Source organism: Candidatus Omnitrophota bacterium, from assembly GCA_016929445.1.
GTDB lineage: Bacteria > Omnitrophota > Gorgyraeia > JAFGIU01 > JAFGIU01 > JAFGIU01.
On the sequence record JAFGIU010000050.1, the window covers coordinates 1 to 13,512 of the forward strand.

At 54.4% G+C, this 13,512-nt stretch carries 14 protein-coding genes; 13 read left to right on the forward strand and 1 reads right to left on the reverse strand.

What is annotated here, in order from left to right:
* Positions 1–10 precede the first annotated feature (10 nt).
* From JW937_04150 to JW937_04195, 10 genes are all read left to right on the forward strand, one after another.
* Positions 11–1,108 carry a PilZ domain-containing protein gene (locus tag JW937_04150; protein ID MBN1586606.1) on the forward strand — a complete coding sequence of 366 codons (1,098 nt, stop codon included), beginning with the start codon at positions 11–13 and terminating at the stop codon, positions 1,106–1,108.
* Positions 1,109–1,134: 26 nt separating this feature from the next.
* A complete protein-coding gene (gene tadA / locus JW937_04155) occupies positions 1,135–3,162 on the forward strand; it encodes a Flp pilus assembly complex ATPase component TadA (GenBank protein MBN1586607.1) in 2,028 nt (675 codons plus the stop codon).
* Positions 3,143–4,369, forward strand: a complete 1,227-nt coding sequence (locus JW937_04160; GenBank protein MBN1586608.1) for a type II secretion system F family protein — start codon at positions 3,143–3,145, stop codon at positions 4,367–4,369. The genes tadA and JW937_04160 overlap by 20 nt, the downstream gene beginning before the upstream one ends.
* 178 nt (positions 4,370–4,547) lie before the next feature.
* Positions 4,548–4,958, forward strand: coding sequence for a type II secretion system major pseudopilin GspG (gene gspG / locus JW937_04165; GenBank protein ID MBN1586609.1), 411 nt, complete (start codon positions 4,548–4,550; stop codon positions 4,956–4,958).
* Entirely contained in the window at positions 4,927–5,328 is a 402-nt protein-coding gene (locus JW937_04170; GenBank protein MBN1586610.1) for a type II secretion system protein, read from the forward strand. The genes gspG and JW937_04170 overlap by 32 nt, the downstream gene beginning before the upstream one ends.
* On the forward strand, positions 5,315–5,923 hold the full coding sequence (locus JW937_04175; protein ID MBN1586611.1) for a prepilin-type N-terminal cleavage/methylation domain-containing protein: 609 nt from the start codon (positions 5,315–5,317) through the stop codon (positions 5,921–5,923). The genes JW937_04170 and JW937_04175 overlap by 14 nt, the downstream gene beginning before the upstream one ends.
* Complete coding sequence (locus tag JW937_04180) at positions 5,923–6,930, forward strand: general secretion pathway protein GspK (protein ID MBN1586612.1); 1,008 nt, start codon at positions 5,923–5,925, stop codon at positions 6,928–6,930. Before JW937_04175 ends, JW937_04180 begins: the two co-directional genes overlap by 1 nt.
* Complete coding sequence (pilM, locus tag JW937_04185; protein ID MBN1586613.1) at positions 6,930–8,360, forward strand: pilus assembly protein PilM; 1,431 nt, start codon at positions 6,930–6,932, stop codon at positions 8,358–8,360. Before JW937_04180 ends, pilM begins: the two co-directional genes overlap by 1 nt.
* Positions 8,361–8,452: 92 nt before the next feature.
* Positions 8,453–8,875, forward strand: coding sequence for a type 4a pilus biogenesis protein PilO (gene pilO / locus JW937_04190; GenBank protein ID MBN1586614.1), 423 nt, complete (start codon positions 8,453–8,455; stop codon positions 8,873–8,875).
* A gap of 77 nt (positions 8,876–8,952) precedes the next feature.
* Positions 8,953–10,383 carry a DUF1570 domain-containing protein gene (locus JW937_04195; protein ID MBN1586615.1) on the forward strand — a complete coding sequence of 477 codons (1,431 nt, stop codon included), beginning with the start codon at positions 8,953–8,955 and terminating at the stop codon, positions 10,381–10,383.
* A 160-nt stretch (positions 10,384–10,543) separates the two neighbouring features.
* Here JW937_04195 and malQ read toward each other — a convergent pair whose 3' ends face one another.
* Positions 10,544–12,349, reverse strand: coding sequence for a 4-alpha-glucanotransferase (gene malQ / locus JW937_04200; GenBank protein MBN1586616.1), 1,806 nt, complete (start codon positions 12,347–12,349; stop codon positions 10,544–10,546).
* A 151-nt stretch (positions 12,350–12,500) separates the two neighbouring features.
* Between malQ and JW937_04205 the strand changes: the two genes are divergently transcribed.
* From JW937_04205 to JW937_04215, 3 genes are all read left to right on the forward strand, one after another.
* Complete coding sequence (locus tag JW937_04205) at positions 12,501–12,854, forward strand: PilZ domain-containing protein (GenBank protein MBN1586617.1); 354 nt, start codon at positions 12,501–12,503, stop codon at positions 12,852–12,854.
* Positions 12,838–13,203, forward strand: coding sequence for a PilZ domain-containing protein (locus JW937_04210; protein MBN1586618.1), 366 nt, complete (start codon positions 12,838–12,840; stop codon positions 13,201–13,203). Before JW937_04205 ends, JW937_04210 begins: the two co-directional genes overlap by 17 nt.
* Positions 13,204–13,512 (forward strand): hypothetical protein (locus JW937_04215; GenBank protein ID MBN1586619.1); only part of this gene is annotated, 309 nt, incomplete at its 3' end.

The following is a 13,512-nucleotide window of genomic DNA, read 5'->3' on the forward strand; positions in this document are numbered from 1 at the left end:
ATAAAGAGGGGTGTCCTTGACAAGGCAATCGTGGATCCTACCGGCAGTTCTGGCCCTTCTTTTTACGGGCACAGCCCTCGCGGCGAGCGATGAGCGGGTGGTGAGCCTCGATCTTTCCGTGAGCAATCCCTCGCTTGAAGAGTTTTTGGATGCGGAGATCCGCACCTCCCTTCCTGAAGAGCTCCGGAAGTGGCATCTGATAGATGACGGCGGACTCAATATCTTAGTGGACGCCCAGACCCAGGCTCTGATGGTGGACGATCAGGTCCGGCTGCAGCCGGGCGAGACCATCTTTTTTGAGATTCGCGTCCAGGATGTTTGGGCCCTTCCCGAGGCAGAGCTTCGATCCTTGGTCGAGGAGGTCCGCGAATACCTTAGCGAACGAGGCCCGGAGCTCATTCCTCAATTGGAGCGTATCCTGAGCCGCCAGCAAAAGGCGGCCGACACTAATATTGGGGCCTATATTGCGGCGCGCCGGGAGGATCGCGCCACCTTCAGAGCAGTGCAAAGGGATGTGCAGACCGTGAAGCAGACGGTTCAGGCCGTGGCTAAACGCCAGGAGAAAGAGAAGGCCGAGTTGCCGGGTCTGCGCTCCAGCGCCCGTTATGTCTTGATGGGAGTCCTGGGATTTTTGCTGATGCTGGGGCTTCTGTTGCTTTGGCAGAGGCGGGAGGTGTGGGTTGGGTTCGGGGCGCGGCTCAGGCGAGTGGGAGTCAGCGACCGCCGGGCTTTTGCCCGTCTCTTTAATCCGAGTGGCGTCCATTGTACACTGCTACATGAGGAACATCGTGAAGAGGCGTCCCCAGGACCCGTTTCAGGTTTGAAGACGGTAAACATTTCTGAGGGCGGGATCTGCCTCTTTTTACATCATGAGTACTCCCCGAATTCCGTGATCGAACTCCGGGTGGAGTTGGATGGGGAGCAGAGATCCTTGATGTTCCGCGGGTATGTCGTGTGGCAGGAGAAAGTCCCAGTGGGGGATGGGACTCAGACATTTCTCACAGGTGTCAGGTTGGGGGAAGCCACGGCAGAGGATTTTCATATCCTCAAGGAATACGTCAAGACCCGGCTTCCCGGGCAAAAGAGAATGGATTCTCTCCCTGCCTGATCCCCCCCTTGTGTTCCTAAGGACTCATGGTTCAAAAGCCGTCTATTCTGGTTGTTGAAAGCGACCTGGGTTTTGCCAATCTCCTCCGGCTCCGTCTGGAGGAGGCGGGCTATCGCGTCCACATGGCCCTTTCCGGCAGAGAAGTGTTGATCCGGGCCATTGACGAGACTCCGGATCTGTTGATCGTGGACGCGAAACTCCCGGACAAGAGCGGTCTGGATCTCTTTGCTGAGCTCAAAGAGATAGCCAAGTTCCGTCACACCCCGGTCCTTTTCATCACCGACCGGCAAGCCTGTGCCGAAGAATTTGAAGTCGGCGGCCATGAATTCTTTACTCGTCCCTATGATCCCAAGAGCCTGCTCTCCCGTGTCCGCCAAGCCCTTCAGCGCAAAATGCTTGCAGACGGCGGCACCATCGAGGTACCCGGGGAAGCCGTGCTGAGTACTGAAGAGGGTTTTCCTTCGCCCCAAGTGCCGGAGTCTGTCTCTGCGTCCGCCCCGGCCCAGTCTGAGAGCTGGGAGCGCGTCAATCTGCGCGAAGTGCAGGTAGATGCCGGACTGCTGAAGAAAGTTCCGTTCAAGTTTGTTCAGCATTACAAGGTTTTTCCCGTGAAGATGGAAGAGGGGGTCCTGACTTTGGCTGTCAAGAATCCCGGTGATCGGCAGATGCGGGATGATTTGCGTCAGTATCTGGGTATGGATGTGCAGCTAGTGGCTGCGGATGAGAATGAGATCGAGGAGCGCATAAACTCCAACTATGGTGTGGGGGCCGAAACTGTTGAGGGAATTTGGGCGGACAGCGGTTTAGGCGAGGATATTAATCTCAGCGTTGCGGCTGAGTCGGACGAGGATATTGCCAAGATGGCGGGGGATGCGTCCATTGTGCGCTTGGTCAACCAGATTCTGGTCGAGGCCCAGCGCAAGGGAGCCACGGATATCCACATTGAGCCCTATGCGGGGAAGCTCAGCCTGCGTTACCGGATTGACGGGGTGCTGCGCGATGCCAAGGTGCCGGACAATATCATCTATTTCCTGCCGGCCATCATTTCCAGAATAAAAATTATGGCGGGTTTGGATATTGTGGAGCGCCGTTTGCCCCAGGATGGGCGGGCCAAAGTTAAGATTCTGAACCAAATGTATGATCTGCGCGTCTCCACCCTTCCCACTCAGCATGGGGAGAGCATGGTGATTCGTGTTCTGCCGATGACCATGCTGTTTGATTTGGCTAAACTCGGGTTCTCCGAGCATCACCTCAAGATCTTTGAGGATCTCATCCGGCGGCCTCACGGGGTCTTGTTGGTGACCGGGCCCACGGGCAGCGGCAAGACCACGACGCTCTACACAGCGCTCTCCAAGATCAAGAGGGATAACGAAGGCGCCAAAATCCTGACCATCGAGGACCCCATCGAATATGAGCTCCAGGGGATTACACAGACGCAAGTGAACCCCGAGATCGATCTGACCTTTGCCCGCAGCCTGCGGAGCATGTTGCGTCATGACCCGGATATCATGATGGTCGGAGAGATCCGGGATCTGGAGACTGCGGAAATCGGAATCCGTATGGCGCTTACCGGACATCTTCTGTTTTCCACTTTGCATACCAATGATGCGGCCAGCGGGGTGGCGCGACTCATTGATATGGGTGTGGAACCCTATTTGGTGGCTTCTTCGGTGGAGGCATTTATTGCCCAGCGTTTGGTGCGCCGGATTTGTGAGGACTGCAAAGTCGAGTACCATCCCACTGAGCGGGAATTGGGAAAACTGGGTCATCCTAAGGATTTGGATATTTGCTTCAAGGGAGAGGGCTGCGATGAATGTAATTCCACGGGTTACCGGGGGCGGACCGGAATTCACGAAATACTGGTGGTGGATGACACTATCAAGAAATTGATCAATGAGAAGGTTCCTTCCGAGGAAATCAAAAAGGCGGCGGTTGCCGCCGGTATGAAGACCCTTTGGGATGACGGCAAGGAAAAGATTCGGTTGGGAATTACGACTGTAGAAGAAGTGTTGAGGATGACCACCGCGGATTCAAATGACGACTTACCGGTATAAGGCCAAAAAGGGTCTGGAGACAGTTGAGGGCGTGATGGAAGGCCTGAGCCAGGATCAGGTGATCGAGCGCCTGGAGCAGCAGGGCTTCCTGCCTGTGCGCGTGGTCGAATCTTCCTCCAAGGGCGAGAAGAAGGCCTCAACCTCGAATGCGGCCCTTAAGCCTCTTTGGTCAAAGCGCGTCCCTGTGAGGGATATCCACGCCTTTACGCGCCAAATGGCAAGTCTCTTGCGTGCCAAAGTGCGGGTTGCACGCGCCCTGGAGATCCTGGCCCGCGAGTCCTCCAACCCCCAGGTCCGGCAGATGCTCGCCCAGGTCCATGAGGAAGTCAAGGGAGGCAGGCAACTCTCCGAAGCCTTGGGCCTTTATCCCAAAAATTTTTCCCGTGTCTACCTTAATATGGTGGCCTCGGGTGAAAAGGGAGGCATGCTGCACACCATCATGGAGCGCTTGGCGGATTTTGCAGACCGTGAAGAGGAGATTCGCTCCCGTGTCCGGTCGGCTATGGCCTATCCGCTCTTTATGGCTGCAGTCGGGGCAGTGACGATTTTTGTGATGATGGCCTTTGTGATGCCGCGGTTGGTCGGCCTCTTTGCGGAGTCGCAACAAGCTTTGCCTGCTGCCACGCAGGTGCTTATCCAAATCAGCCAGTTTCTCAAATTGTATTGGTACTGGGTGCTTCTGGGTGTGTGCGGTTTGGGGATTGCGGGCTACAGGTATTGGGAGAAATTCGGGCACCGGAATCCGGTTTTGGCGCGCTTTCTCTTGGCGCTGCCCGGATTGGGGGCGGTGCTCATCCAGCGCGAGATGGCGCGTTTTTGCCGCACTCTCGGGACACTGGTTCAGAACGGGATCCCGATTCGCGATGCCGTGGATGCCACGGTGCCGACCCTGGGGAATTGCGCCTTGGAACAGGCTCTCTCGGGTGTGCGCGGGGAACTGGACCGGGGGGCGACTGTGGCGCAGAGCCTGGGCAAGGTGAGTTATTTTCCCGGATTCGTGATCAGCCTCATTGGGGTGGGCGAGGAGGCCGGTGATGTCGGGAGCTCGCTGTTGGAAGTTGCTTCCAACTATGAGAAACGCCTGGATGAGCAGGTCAAGATTTTAAGCAGTTTGATTGAGCCCTTGATGATCCTCGTCGTGGGCCTGGTTGTTGGGTATATTGTGATGGCCATGCTTTTGCCCATATTTGATTTGAGTCTGAAGTGACGCTTTAGCGTCATGGCGAGGAGTGCGCTGTCATTGTGAGCGAAGCAAGGCAATCTGCCGCACAGCGTCATCACGAGCCGACTGTCATGGAGGCGTGGTGATCTTTGCAGAACAAAGATCGCTTCATTGCATTCGCGATGACGGGTTGGGCATTCGCGGTGACAATATCGGAGGATTCATGAAGAGACGCAAAATAGACGGATTCACTCTGGTCGAGCTCATGCTCGTGGTTATTATTATCGGTTCTCTTGTGGCCATGGTGTTGCCGCGATTTACGGGCCGTTCGGAACAAGCGCGCAAACAGGTGGCGGCGGCTGATATCAATTCCAATATTTCCGTGGCCCTCAAGCTCTACGAAATGGATAACGGTTCTTTTCCTTCTTCCTCGGAGGGTCTGGAAGCACTTTTGAAAAAGCCTGCTTCGGGCGCGGCTTCGTGGAGCGGGCCCTATCTTGAGAAGAGTCCTGTGGATCCTTGGGGCCAAGCCTATAAATACGTCTATCCGGGAACTCACAAAGACTATGATCTGTACTCCTTGGGCAAGGACGGAGTGGCGAGTGCCGACGACATTACCAATTGGGAAGAATAATGCTTTCACTCTGGTGGAGCTCCTCCTGGCTGTGAGTGTGCTTGCCTTTGGGTTGAGCATGATTCTTCAAGGATATTTGACTTCACTCAAGGCCCTCAATCGAACAGAGGAGTTGATCACCGCATCTGTTTTGCTGGAATCAAAAATGGATGAAGTTCTGGAGACTTCCACGGAAGAAAAGGGAATCCAGCCGGGTTTTGCGAGCGGAGACTTTGAGGAATTTGGGGACAAGAGGCACCGTTGGGAGCTGCGGGCCCGCTCGGTTGCGGAAATGCCTATGGTCTACGAGGTGGAGCTTGCAGTGCTTTGGGAGGAATCCGGAAGGGAGCGTGCGGTCACAAGCACGACATTGCTCGATGCGGGATTCTAGCCGCGGCTTTTTGCGCGGGTTTACGCTCCTTGAATTGCTGATTACGACCTCGTTGGTGTCTTTGGTCGGCTTGGCCATTGCGAATACCTTCTCACGCGGTTTACAGGTCTGGGACAAGGTCAATGCCCTGGGCGGCGTGGAGCGAGAGGCCGGTTTTGTTCTGGATGAGTTTGCCCGGGAGCTCCGGAGCTCCTTTGTCTTGGACGGAGTGGAGTTTGAAGGGGACAGGGAATCCGTGAGTTTCCCTACTCTGGTCAAGGCGCGCCACAAGGAGCACGGAGATTTTGTGGGGGCCGGAAGGGTCGGCTATTTCTATGATTCTGCCAGAAAGACCTTGTCGCGCAGCGCTGAAACTTATGCGCAGGTGCTCTCGGGTAGCGAGGCGCGCGCTGAACCCTTGCTTAATCACGTGCGTTCTGTGGATTTGAGCTACTACTATTTTGATTCGCGCTTCCGGAACTACAAGTGGGAAGAGGAGTGGGAGGAGCGCGAAAGTATGCCGATCGGCATTAAGATAACGCTGGGAATCGAGTTGAAGGGCAAGCGAGAGCAGTTTGTCCGGACTGTTTACCTGTATCTGAGGAATGACGCCTGATGAACCGGCGCGGGAGCGTGTTCATTCTTGTGATTTGGAGTCTGCTGTTTTTAGGTATCCTGGCTGTAGGCCTTAGCAGACGGGTGTTTACGGAGATTGAGCTCGCGGCATTCTCCAAGACCAAGGTGCAGGCCCGGTCTTTGGCTTTGGCTGCCACCAAGATCGGGGAACAGGCTCTCTTGGCGAATAAAAACCCCTATATTGCGTTGAATCAGTTCTGGAGCACCGGAAAGTTGTCTGAAGAATCTCCGTCTGCGTTCCGGAACATCCCTTTGGGTGAGGGCGAATTCAGTATCCGGGTGTATAAGCCCGCGCCCTCTCCCGAAGAACCGGCCTTTGAGCATTTTGGTTTGATCGATGAAGAGAGAAAACTCAACATCAATACTGCAGATGCCAAGAGCTTGGAGACCCTCATTCGAAAGGTTACGAGCCTGGACCTGATGGGGGCTAATACCTTGGCGAACTCAATCGTGGATTGGCGGGACCAGGACACCTTTTCCAGTCCGGGTGGGGCCGAAGACGGTTACTACAGCGGACTGGACCCCTCATACGAGTGCAAAGACGCGCCCTTCCAAGTGCTGGAAGAACTTCATTTTGTGAGGGGAATGACACCTCAAGTCTTTACTCAACTCGAGGAGTTTGTGACCGTGTTTGGAAACGGGGTTCTTAACATCAATACCGTGGGAGAGGATACGTTGGTTGCTCTTGGGTTGGAGGAATCCATTGTCAGCAGAATCGTGAATTATCGCCGCGGGCTGGACCAGAGAGACGGCAGTTCGGATGATAAAATCTTCGAAAGCGCCGGATCCATCGGCCCAGAATTGTTGGATGAAGGGATCCTCAGCGAAGAAGAGGCCGCCCTTGTCTCAAGCTTGGCAAGCCGGGGGGCTATCGGAGTCTCTTCAGAGCATTTTGCCCTTCATGCGGAGGGCAAGGCGGATAAACGTGTCAAGAGGATTGTCTGTGTGATGAACAGGGACGGCAACGTCCTATCCTGGAGAGAATAGTGAGTCTTCTGGACCGCTCCAAGAGCGTTGCCCTCATTCAGATAGGACGCAATTTCCTCAAACTTATGTCCTTGCGCTGCAGTTCGCGGGAAGTCGAAGTGGTGCGTGTCTCCCGCCGTAACCTGACCCAGGACTCGGGTCCCTTGAAGACTCTTCTGGAGGAGTGGGAGATCCACGCGGATAAAGTCATTCTGGTCATTTCCCGCGACCAAGTGTTGTTGCGCAACTTGGAGTTGCCCAGCACTGATTTGGAAGAGATTACCGAGATCGTGAGCCTGCAAGCCGACAAACAAACTCCCTTTTCCCGCGATGAAATTACGGCAGGGTTTAGAGTTCTCAGTTCCTCCAAGGAACATTACACCCACATCTTGTTGGCCGTCATTCAAAAAGAAATTATTCAAAACGTTACCAAGGCCCTCCCTGTGCCCTTGTCCAAGATCGAACGGATCTGCCTGGATACGGAGTGTTTGTCCAACTGGGATCCGGTACTGCGGTCGAAACTTGATACCCGGACCTATGCCCTGTTGGATTTGGAGCAGGACCGGATGGACTTTTGTGTGTGTTCCGAAGGCAAACTTCTGTTCAGCCGTTTAGTGCCCTTTAAATCTTCGAGGGAATGGAGTCCGGAAGTGGAACGTCAAGTTACCGAAGAGATTCGGCTTTGTTTGGAGGCTTACAAGAACGAGGAACTGGGTCCGGAAATCCGCGAGGCCGTATTGATGGGCGCGCGCGTGGCCAAGGAGCGGCTGGCCAAGATCTGCAGAGAACGGTTTCTAATCAAGCCGGTTTGTTTTTCGGAGGAGGCTGCATCAGAACTTACGTATTCCGAACAGGTCGAACGCTATCTGGAAAGAGAGATGAAGGAGGACGGGAGTTCTTCTAAACTGATGGGGCTGGCACTCAATCTCAACGCGGAGCTCATGGATTTTGTTCCCGCAGAGATGGGGCGCATCCGGAGGAAGCAGCGGCAGGCCAAGGAAATGATGCTTACCGGAGTTCTCAGTGCGGCTTTGCTTTTGTGCGCAGGAGCGGTAATTGGAAGTGAGAGTTTCTATAAGTATAAATATAACAATGACTTAGGACAAGAGTTGCACCGTCTGGAATCCACGGCCACTATACTGCGGCGCTACAAGCAGAGGCTGGGAGTTATCCGGGAGCGTGTCGACTTAAAGGGGAGCGCACTGGAAGGCCTGTATCAAATACACCGCGCGGTTCCGCAAGAAATGTACCTCACTGGGATTCAATTTGATTGGGGGGACGGTTTTTCGATCCGGGGAACCGCCTCTTCTACGCCGCCGGTATTTGAAATGGTCCGGGATTTAGAGAAGCTCCCTGAATTTCAAAACGTGAAGACCAAATACGTGACACGGCGCCGTATCGAAAACATGGAACTGACCGATTTTGAAGTCAACTGTCCGCTGAGCCCATGACCGGAAAAGAGAAGAAACTTCTAATCCTGGCGTCCCTCGCTTTTGGCGGAGCCCTCCTTGTACGTTTTCTGAGCGCATACGGAGGTGGTGGATTGGTTGAGCTGGACCAGCAGATTAAGGATAAGGAGGCGATGGTTCGCAGTGCCATGGCATTGATCAGCCAGGAAAAATTTTTGGAGGAGCAGATCTCCAAGTACGAACATTTTATCCGTCCGCTCAGCACTGAGGAAGAGGAGATGGGGATCTTTCTCCATGAGATTGAACAGATGGCCGGAGACTCGGATTTGCAAATCGAGGACATGCGCCCTACCCCTCCGGTCAAGTCCTCTACGAATATGGAATATGAGATGGAGGTGCAGTTAGGGGGCAGGATGGAGGGGCTTATGGCCTTTGTCTATCGCTTGCACAACAGTTCCGGGCTCTTCCGTGTAGAGAAGATTAGAATGAATTCCAAAGCCGGAGAGCCTGCGAATCTCAACACCTACATGACAATCTCAAAGGTTTTGGTTAAGTGAAGGGCAGGGACGTTTCTTACTGCTCATGAGCTCAGCAGGCCCAAAGAAGCCTCCCTGCAAGAACTGGAGATCATGCTATGAAAAAGATTATTCCCATACTCCTAATTGTTCTGCTAATTGCATCAGCCATTGTGGTCTGGATTGCTGTGGCCGAGCCCTTCCCCATGTCCGAAACCATGCACTCGAGGCTAAGGCCCGTGCGCAGCGCCGCTCTCAAGGCGCGAAGAATTATTACGGGGACCCTGGTGGAGAAAGGTTTGTTGCCGGAGTCCGCTCTGCAGGAGACGGATGTCTTGCCGGCCGTGGTGGAAGAGGAAGAGCGCAAGGACTTGGTTCACGATCTCTCCATGGAACTTGCAAAGGCCGAGTACAAACACATTGTTGAATTTACGGATGGGCGCGTAGTGCGGGGTGATGTAGTGAGCGATACCGAAGACTATGTCGCGATTAAGGAAAAGGTCGCCGGCGCCGGATTCATCACCAGCCGCTTTCCCAAAAATCAGATCGTGAGGATATCCGAAGCGGATCAGAATGAGCAGCCGATCACGGAAAAAGAAATTGCTATCAAGAATCGCTTTCCCGAACTTTTCTTGTATCGCTTCGGGGAGTATAGCTTTTTTTCCGACGGCGGGTATTATTTTGTGGAAAGTTCAGCAGAGCGACTGACGCGCTTGCGCAAGGGATTCATGGAAGAATTCGGAGAACTGTTCCCTCATGCGGCAAAAATGGATCGCAGTTATGTGGTGGTCTTTCACCATGAGGATGAATATTTGGATTTTGCAGCGGGCCTGGATGCGCATCTGGAAAACAGCCTGGGCTTTTATGCAGCGGACGCGGAGATTCTGGCCTTCTATGATCTCTTTGAAGGGGATGAGTGGAAGGGGCAGGACAGCATCTTCAGTGATCTGAAGGCCCAGCTCAAGGACCAAAAGGACGCGGTACTGGCTGAGGAGGGGATTGATGAAGACAAGACCTCCAAGGCCTTTTCTGCGGCGCAAGGGAATCTGGCAGCCAGCCGGGCCCGGCAAATGAGTTCAGTCAAACAGGAAATTATGCGGATTACCTTGCATGAGGGCGCCCACCAACTTTGGTATGCCACAGGGGTTCATGACAACCGCATGGGTTCGGTGCATTGGCTGGCTGAGGGTTTAGCCACCTATTGCGAGACGCCCCGTTTTGGAGAAGTCAACCGCGAGAGGCTGGATGTGTTAAGGGAGGCCTTTGAAAAGGGCACTTATGAGCCCTTGGAATGGTTTGTCTCCAACCGGAAGCCTCTGCTTTCGTCAGACCGGGAAAAGAGTCATCTGCTTTATTGCGAGGCCTGGGGCTTGGTCTATTTTCTGGAGAATTCCCACTACCGGGAGAGCTTCCGAAATTGGCTGAGCCGTTTAGCCGTGGATCCTCAATACGCTTCGAAGGAACTCACAGCGGAGAGCTTTGCTGAGGCCATGCAGACGTCTTTGGATTTCTTGGAGCAGGAGTGGAAGAACTACATGTACCGGCTTTAGTGTGTCAGGCATCACAGTGGCGCGCCGCGTCATGGCGAGCGAAGCGCGGCCATCTTTGCGGAACAAAGATCCCCACGTCGCTCTCACTCCCCGGGATGACAACCAATGGTTTCAGGGGACATATCTCCGAAGGAGATGTGTCCCCCAAGGGTCCCTGACCTCAGATCTCTTCCAGCGCCCGCGGCATCCTTAAAGACCAGTTTTCCGGGCCGGTAGTCCCCGGCAGGTTAATGCGGCACTCGTAAGAGCCTTCCTCGAAGAGGTTGTTGTAAAGCCCCTCCTTCAAAAACCAATCCAGAACCAAATCAATACGGAAGACGGAGTGCGCTTGTTTGAGAGACTCAAAGGCCTGTTTGAGGAGCTGTGGATTGCATTTCTGCGGCACTTCTCCGTTATTGCCCAAGGCCTGCCAGAGTCTGTCCTTCTCCCCGAAGGATTCGCGGTAAATTTTGAGGATCTGCCAGGTCTTGTCCTCGGGTTGTCCGAGTATGCTGCGCAAAATCTTTTCCGTGGAGATCGCGTTTTTCCAACGCAGGCGTTGGTACGGGTGCCCGTCTGCCTCGAAAAGGTTTTCTTTGAGCCAGCCGGAATTGAGCCCTGCCTCTTCGCAGAGCCGGTCAAAGAGCGCCTCGCTTACAGTGCCTGCTTCCCACTCCCACCAGGCCACCCAGTTGGAGGTGTCGTGGGTTGAAAGGCAGGTGAGCCCTGTTTTGCGATACCCGTCCGGTCCGGAAAAGGAGCAATCACTGCGCCAATTTTTGGTCCAGCGCTGTACATCGGTGCCCGGGATTCCGAATTCCTCCAAGACCTTTGGGCAGGCCGGGGGGATGGTGCCGAGGTCCTCTGCCACAGGAAGCATGCGACTGGCCTCGATCATGGTACTGAGAATCTTGCGTCCGTGTTTTTCCCAAAGCGACTCGTCGGCCGGGTCGAATTCACCCTCGAGTCCTTGCTGCTCTGCGGGGAGGTGCCCGGGGATGCTCCAGACCCTGAAAGTCCCCACCACGTGATCCACCCGGTACAGGTCAAAGAAATTCTCCGCGTACTGCAGTTTACGTTTTAGATACCAGAAACCATCGGCTTCGATTTGATCCCAATTATAGGGAGGCATGCCCCAGCGTTGTCCCCGGGAGGCGTACATGTCCGGGGGCGCGCCGGCGCAGAAATCCAATTTGAAGTATTCAGGATGGGCCCATGCGTCCGCACTGTCCGCAGCGACAAGAAAAGGGATATCCCCCACCAGGAGCACGTCCTGCTTTTGGGCATAAGCCCGGACCTTGCGGAGCTGCTCGAAACATTGCCACTGAACCCATTGATAATAAACGAGTTGGGAATCAAAGTCCTTCCGGACCGCTGCGGTCTGGGGGCTGTGCGGGTCCTGGTAGGGTTTGTCCCAGTCAAACCAGGCTCGCTCTTGATGCAGATCGCGCAGCACTCTGAAAGCGGCGTAGTCCTCCAGCCAGTCTGCTTGTTCTTTGCGGAAGCTGACAAAGCCCGGATGCTTGAGGTCTGTAGCGGACTCAAAGGCCTGATGCAATAAGTTGAGTTTGGCCTGCTTTAGTGCGTAATTCACCCGCGGAGAGTTGTTGGGGAAATCCTTGCACATTTGGGCCTGGGCCTTCTCGCAAAAACATCCGTCCACTCCGATGAGTTCATCCAGACATAAGTACATGGGGTCGACGGCCAAGGAACTGTGAGCGTCGTAGGGGCGAAAATTTTGCCCTGTGTCGTTGAGCGGGAGAAGTTGGAGAAGACTTAGTCCGCGGGGAAGCATCCAGTCGATGAGATGCTTGAGGTCAGGGAACTCACCGATCCCGCCGCTGCGCTTGGAGTAAATATAGAAAAGAGGAGTGGCGATCCCGGAGCGGCGCGAGGTACCAAGCCTTTGCCAATGAGCTCCTGTGACCGTCTTTAGAAGGTATTCGTAACTAAGTTGAGAGGGATCGCTTAGGCCAGAAACTTTCACCGGTTCAGAATATCACAAGTCCGCTTTCCCTGCGACGGTGCTCAGCGAGCACCGGGAATCGGCTTGACGGGTCTTACACACATTGTTAATCTGTAATGGTCCTCAAACTGTTTGCGACCCATACGGTTGCGACATAAGGAAGGACGGGGGAGTGACCTATCCTTCATCTGATCGCAGGCGAGCCACGCGCTTCCATAAGGCCCTGACCCTGCACTACCGTTTGCACGGCGGTGAAGGGGAATGGAAGATGGTGTTGCTTGCCAATCTCAGCACAAACGGCGCGCGTTTCATGAGCGAAGATGCATTTGAAGTGGATACGCTCCTGGAGTGCCTCATCGGATTGCCTTCCGCACAACGGGTGGAGGCCATCGGCAGGGTTGTCTGGAACAAAAAACTCGGCACCCAGTTTGTGGACTACGGCGTGCAGTTCAAGTACATCTCGGCAGAGAACAAAGAGGCTTTGCGAACGACCTTAGAGGAGCTCGACCATGACCGAACCCGTTGATGAACGCCGTCACGGTGACCGCATCAACAGACATCTGAGTTTTCATTACCGCCCCTTGGGCCAGGAACATAAAGCATGGAATCTGGTCCAGCTCAAAGATTTGAGCGAGACGGGGGTTGCTTTTGTCAGTCAGGAAGACCTGGCTCTGGAATCAACCTATGAATGCCAGTTAACGATCCCCACCCGCAGCGCAAGGCTGCATTTGGTCGGGCGTGTGAAGCGCATCCACAAGTCTTCTCCCAGGTTCACCGAATACGGGCTTATGTTTGAAGAAATTAATGAGGTGGACCTCATTTCCTTGAAGAGCCTGGTTCAAACCATCAATGAGGGGAGAAATCCGTCGGTCTAAATGAACAATTTAGCGGCTACCCAGCGCATTGAGGTTGACACTCACAAGAAGGCCTTTGTGGAGGGCCTTGGCGCCCGGATCTCTTCCTTGAAATCCGCACTCATCCAATATTTGTCTGATCCTTCCGATCCCCATTTTAGTTCCGCATGCCAAGAGTCCCACAAACTGGCGGGCATTTCAGGTCTTTATGGCTTCGAGTCCCTGGCCGGCGCCTTGGTCGAGTATGAACGCCGCCTGCGCATGATCCGTGAGGAGCGGTCCGGGCTGTCCCATAGGAGTGCGGCAGGAATCTTAATGAGGCCTGTGGTC

Bases quoted from the DNA above. Each gene is read 5' to 3' on its own strand.
- tadA (MBN1586607.1), top strand. From the start codon at position 1,135: ATGGTTCAAAAGCCGTCTATTCTGGTTGTTGAAAGCGACCTGGGTTTT.
- JW937_04160 (MBN1586608.1), top strand. From the start codon at position 3,143: ATGACGACTTACCGGTATAAGGCCAAAAAGGGTCTGGAGACAGTTGAG.
- gspG (MBN1586609.1), top strand. From the start codon at position 4,548: ATGAAGAGACGCAAAATAGACGGATTCACTCTGGTCGAGCTCATGCTC.
- JW937_04175 (MBN1586611.1), top strand. From the start codon at position 5,315: ATGCGGGATTCTAGCCGCGGCTTTTTGCGCGGGTTTACGCTCCTTGAA.
- JW937_04180 (MBN1586612.1), top strand. From the start codon at position 5,923: ATGAACCGGCGCGGGAGCGTGTTCATTCTTGTGATTTGGAGTCTGCTG.
- JW937_04195 (MBN1586615.1), top strand. From the start codon at position 8,953: ATGAAAAAGATTATTCCCATACTCCTAATTGTTCTGCTAATTGCATCA.
- JW937_04210 (MBN1586618.1), top strand. From the start codon at position 12,838: ATGACCGAACCCGTTGATGAACGCCGTCACGGTGACCGCATCAACAGA.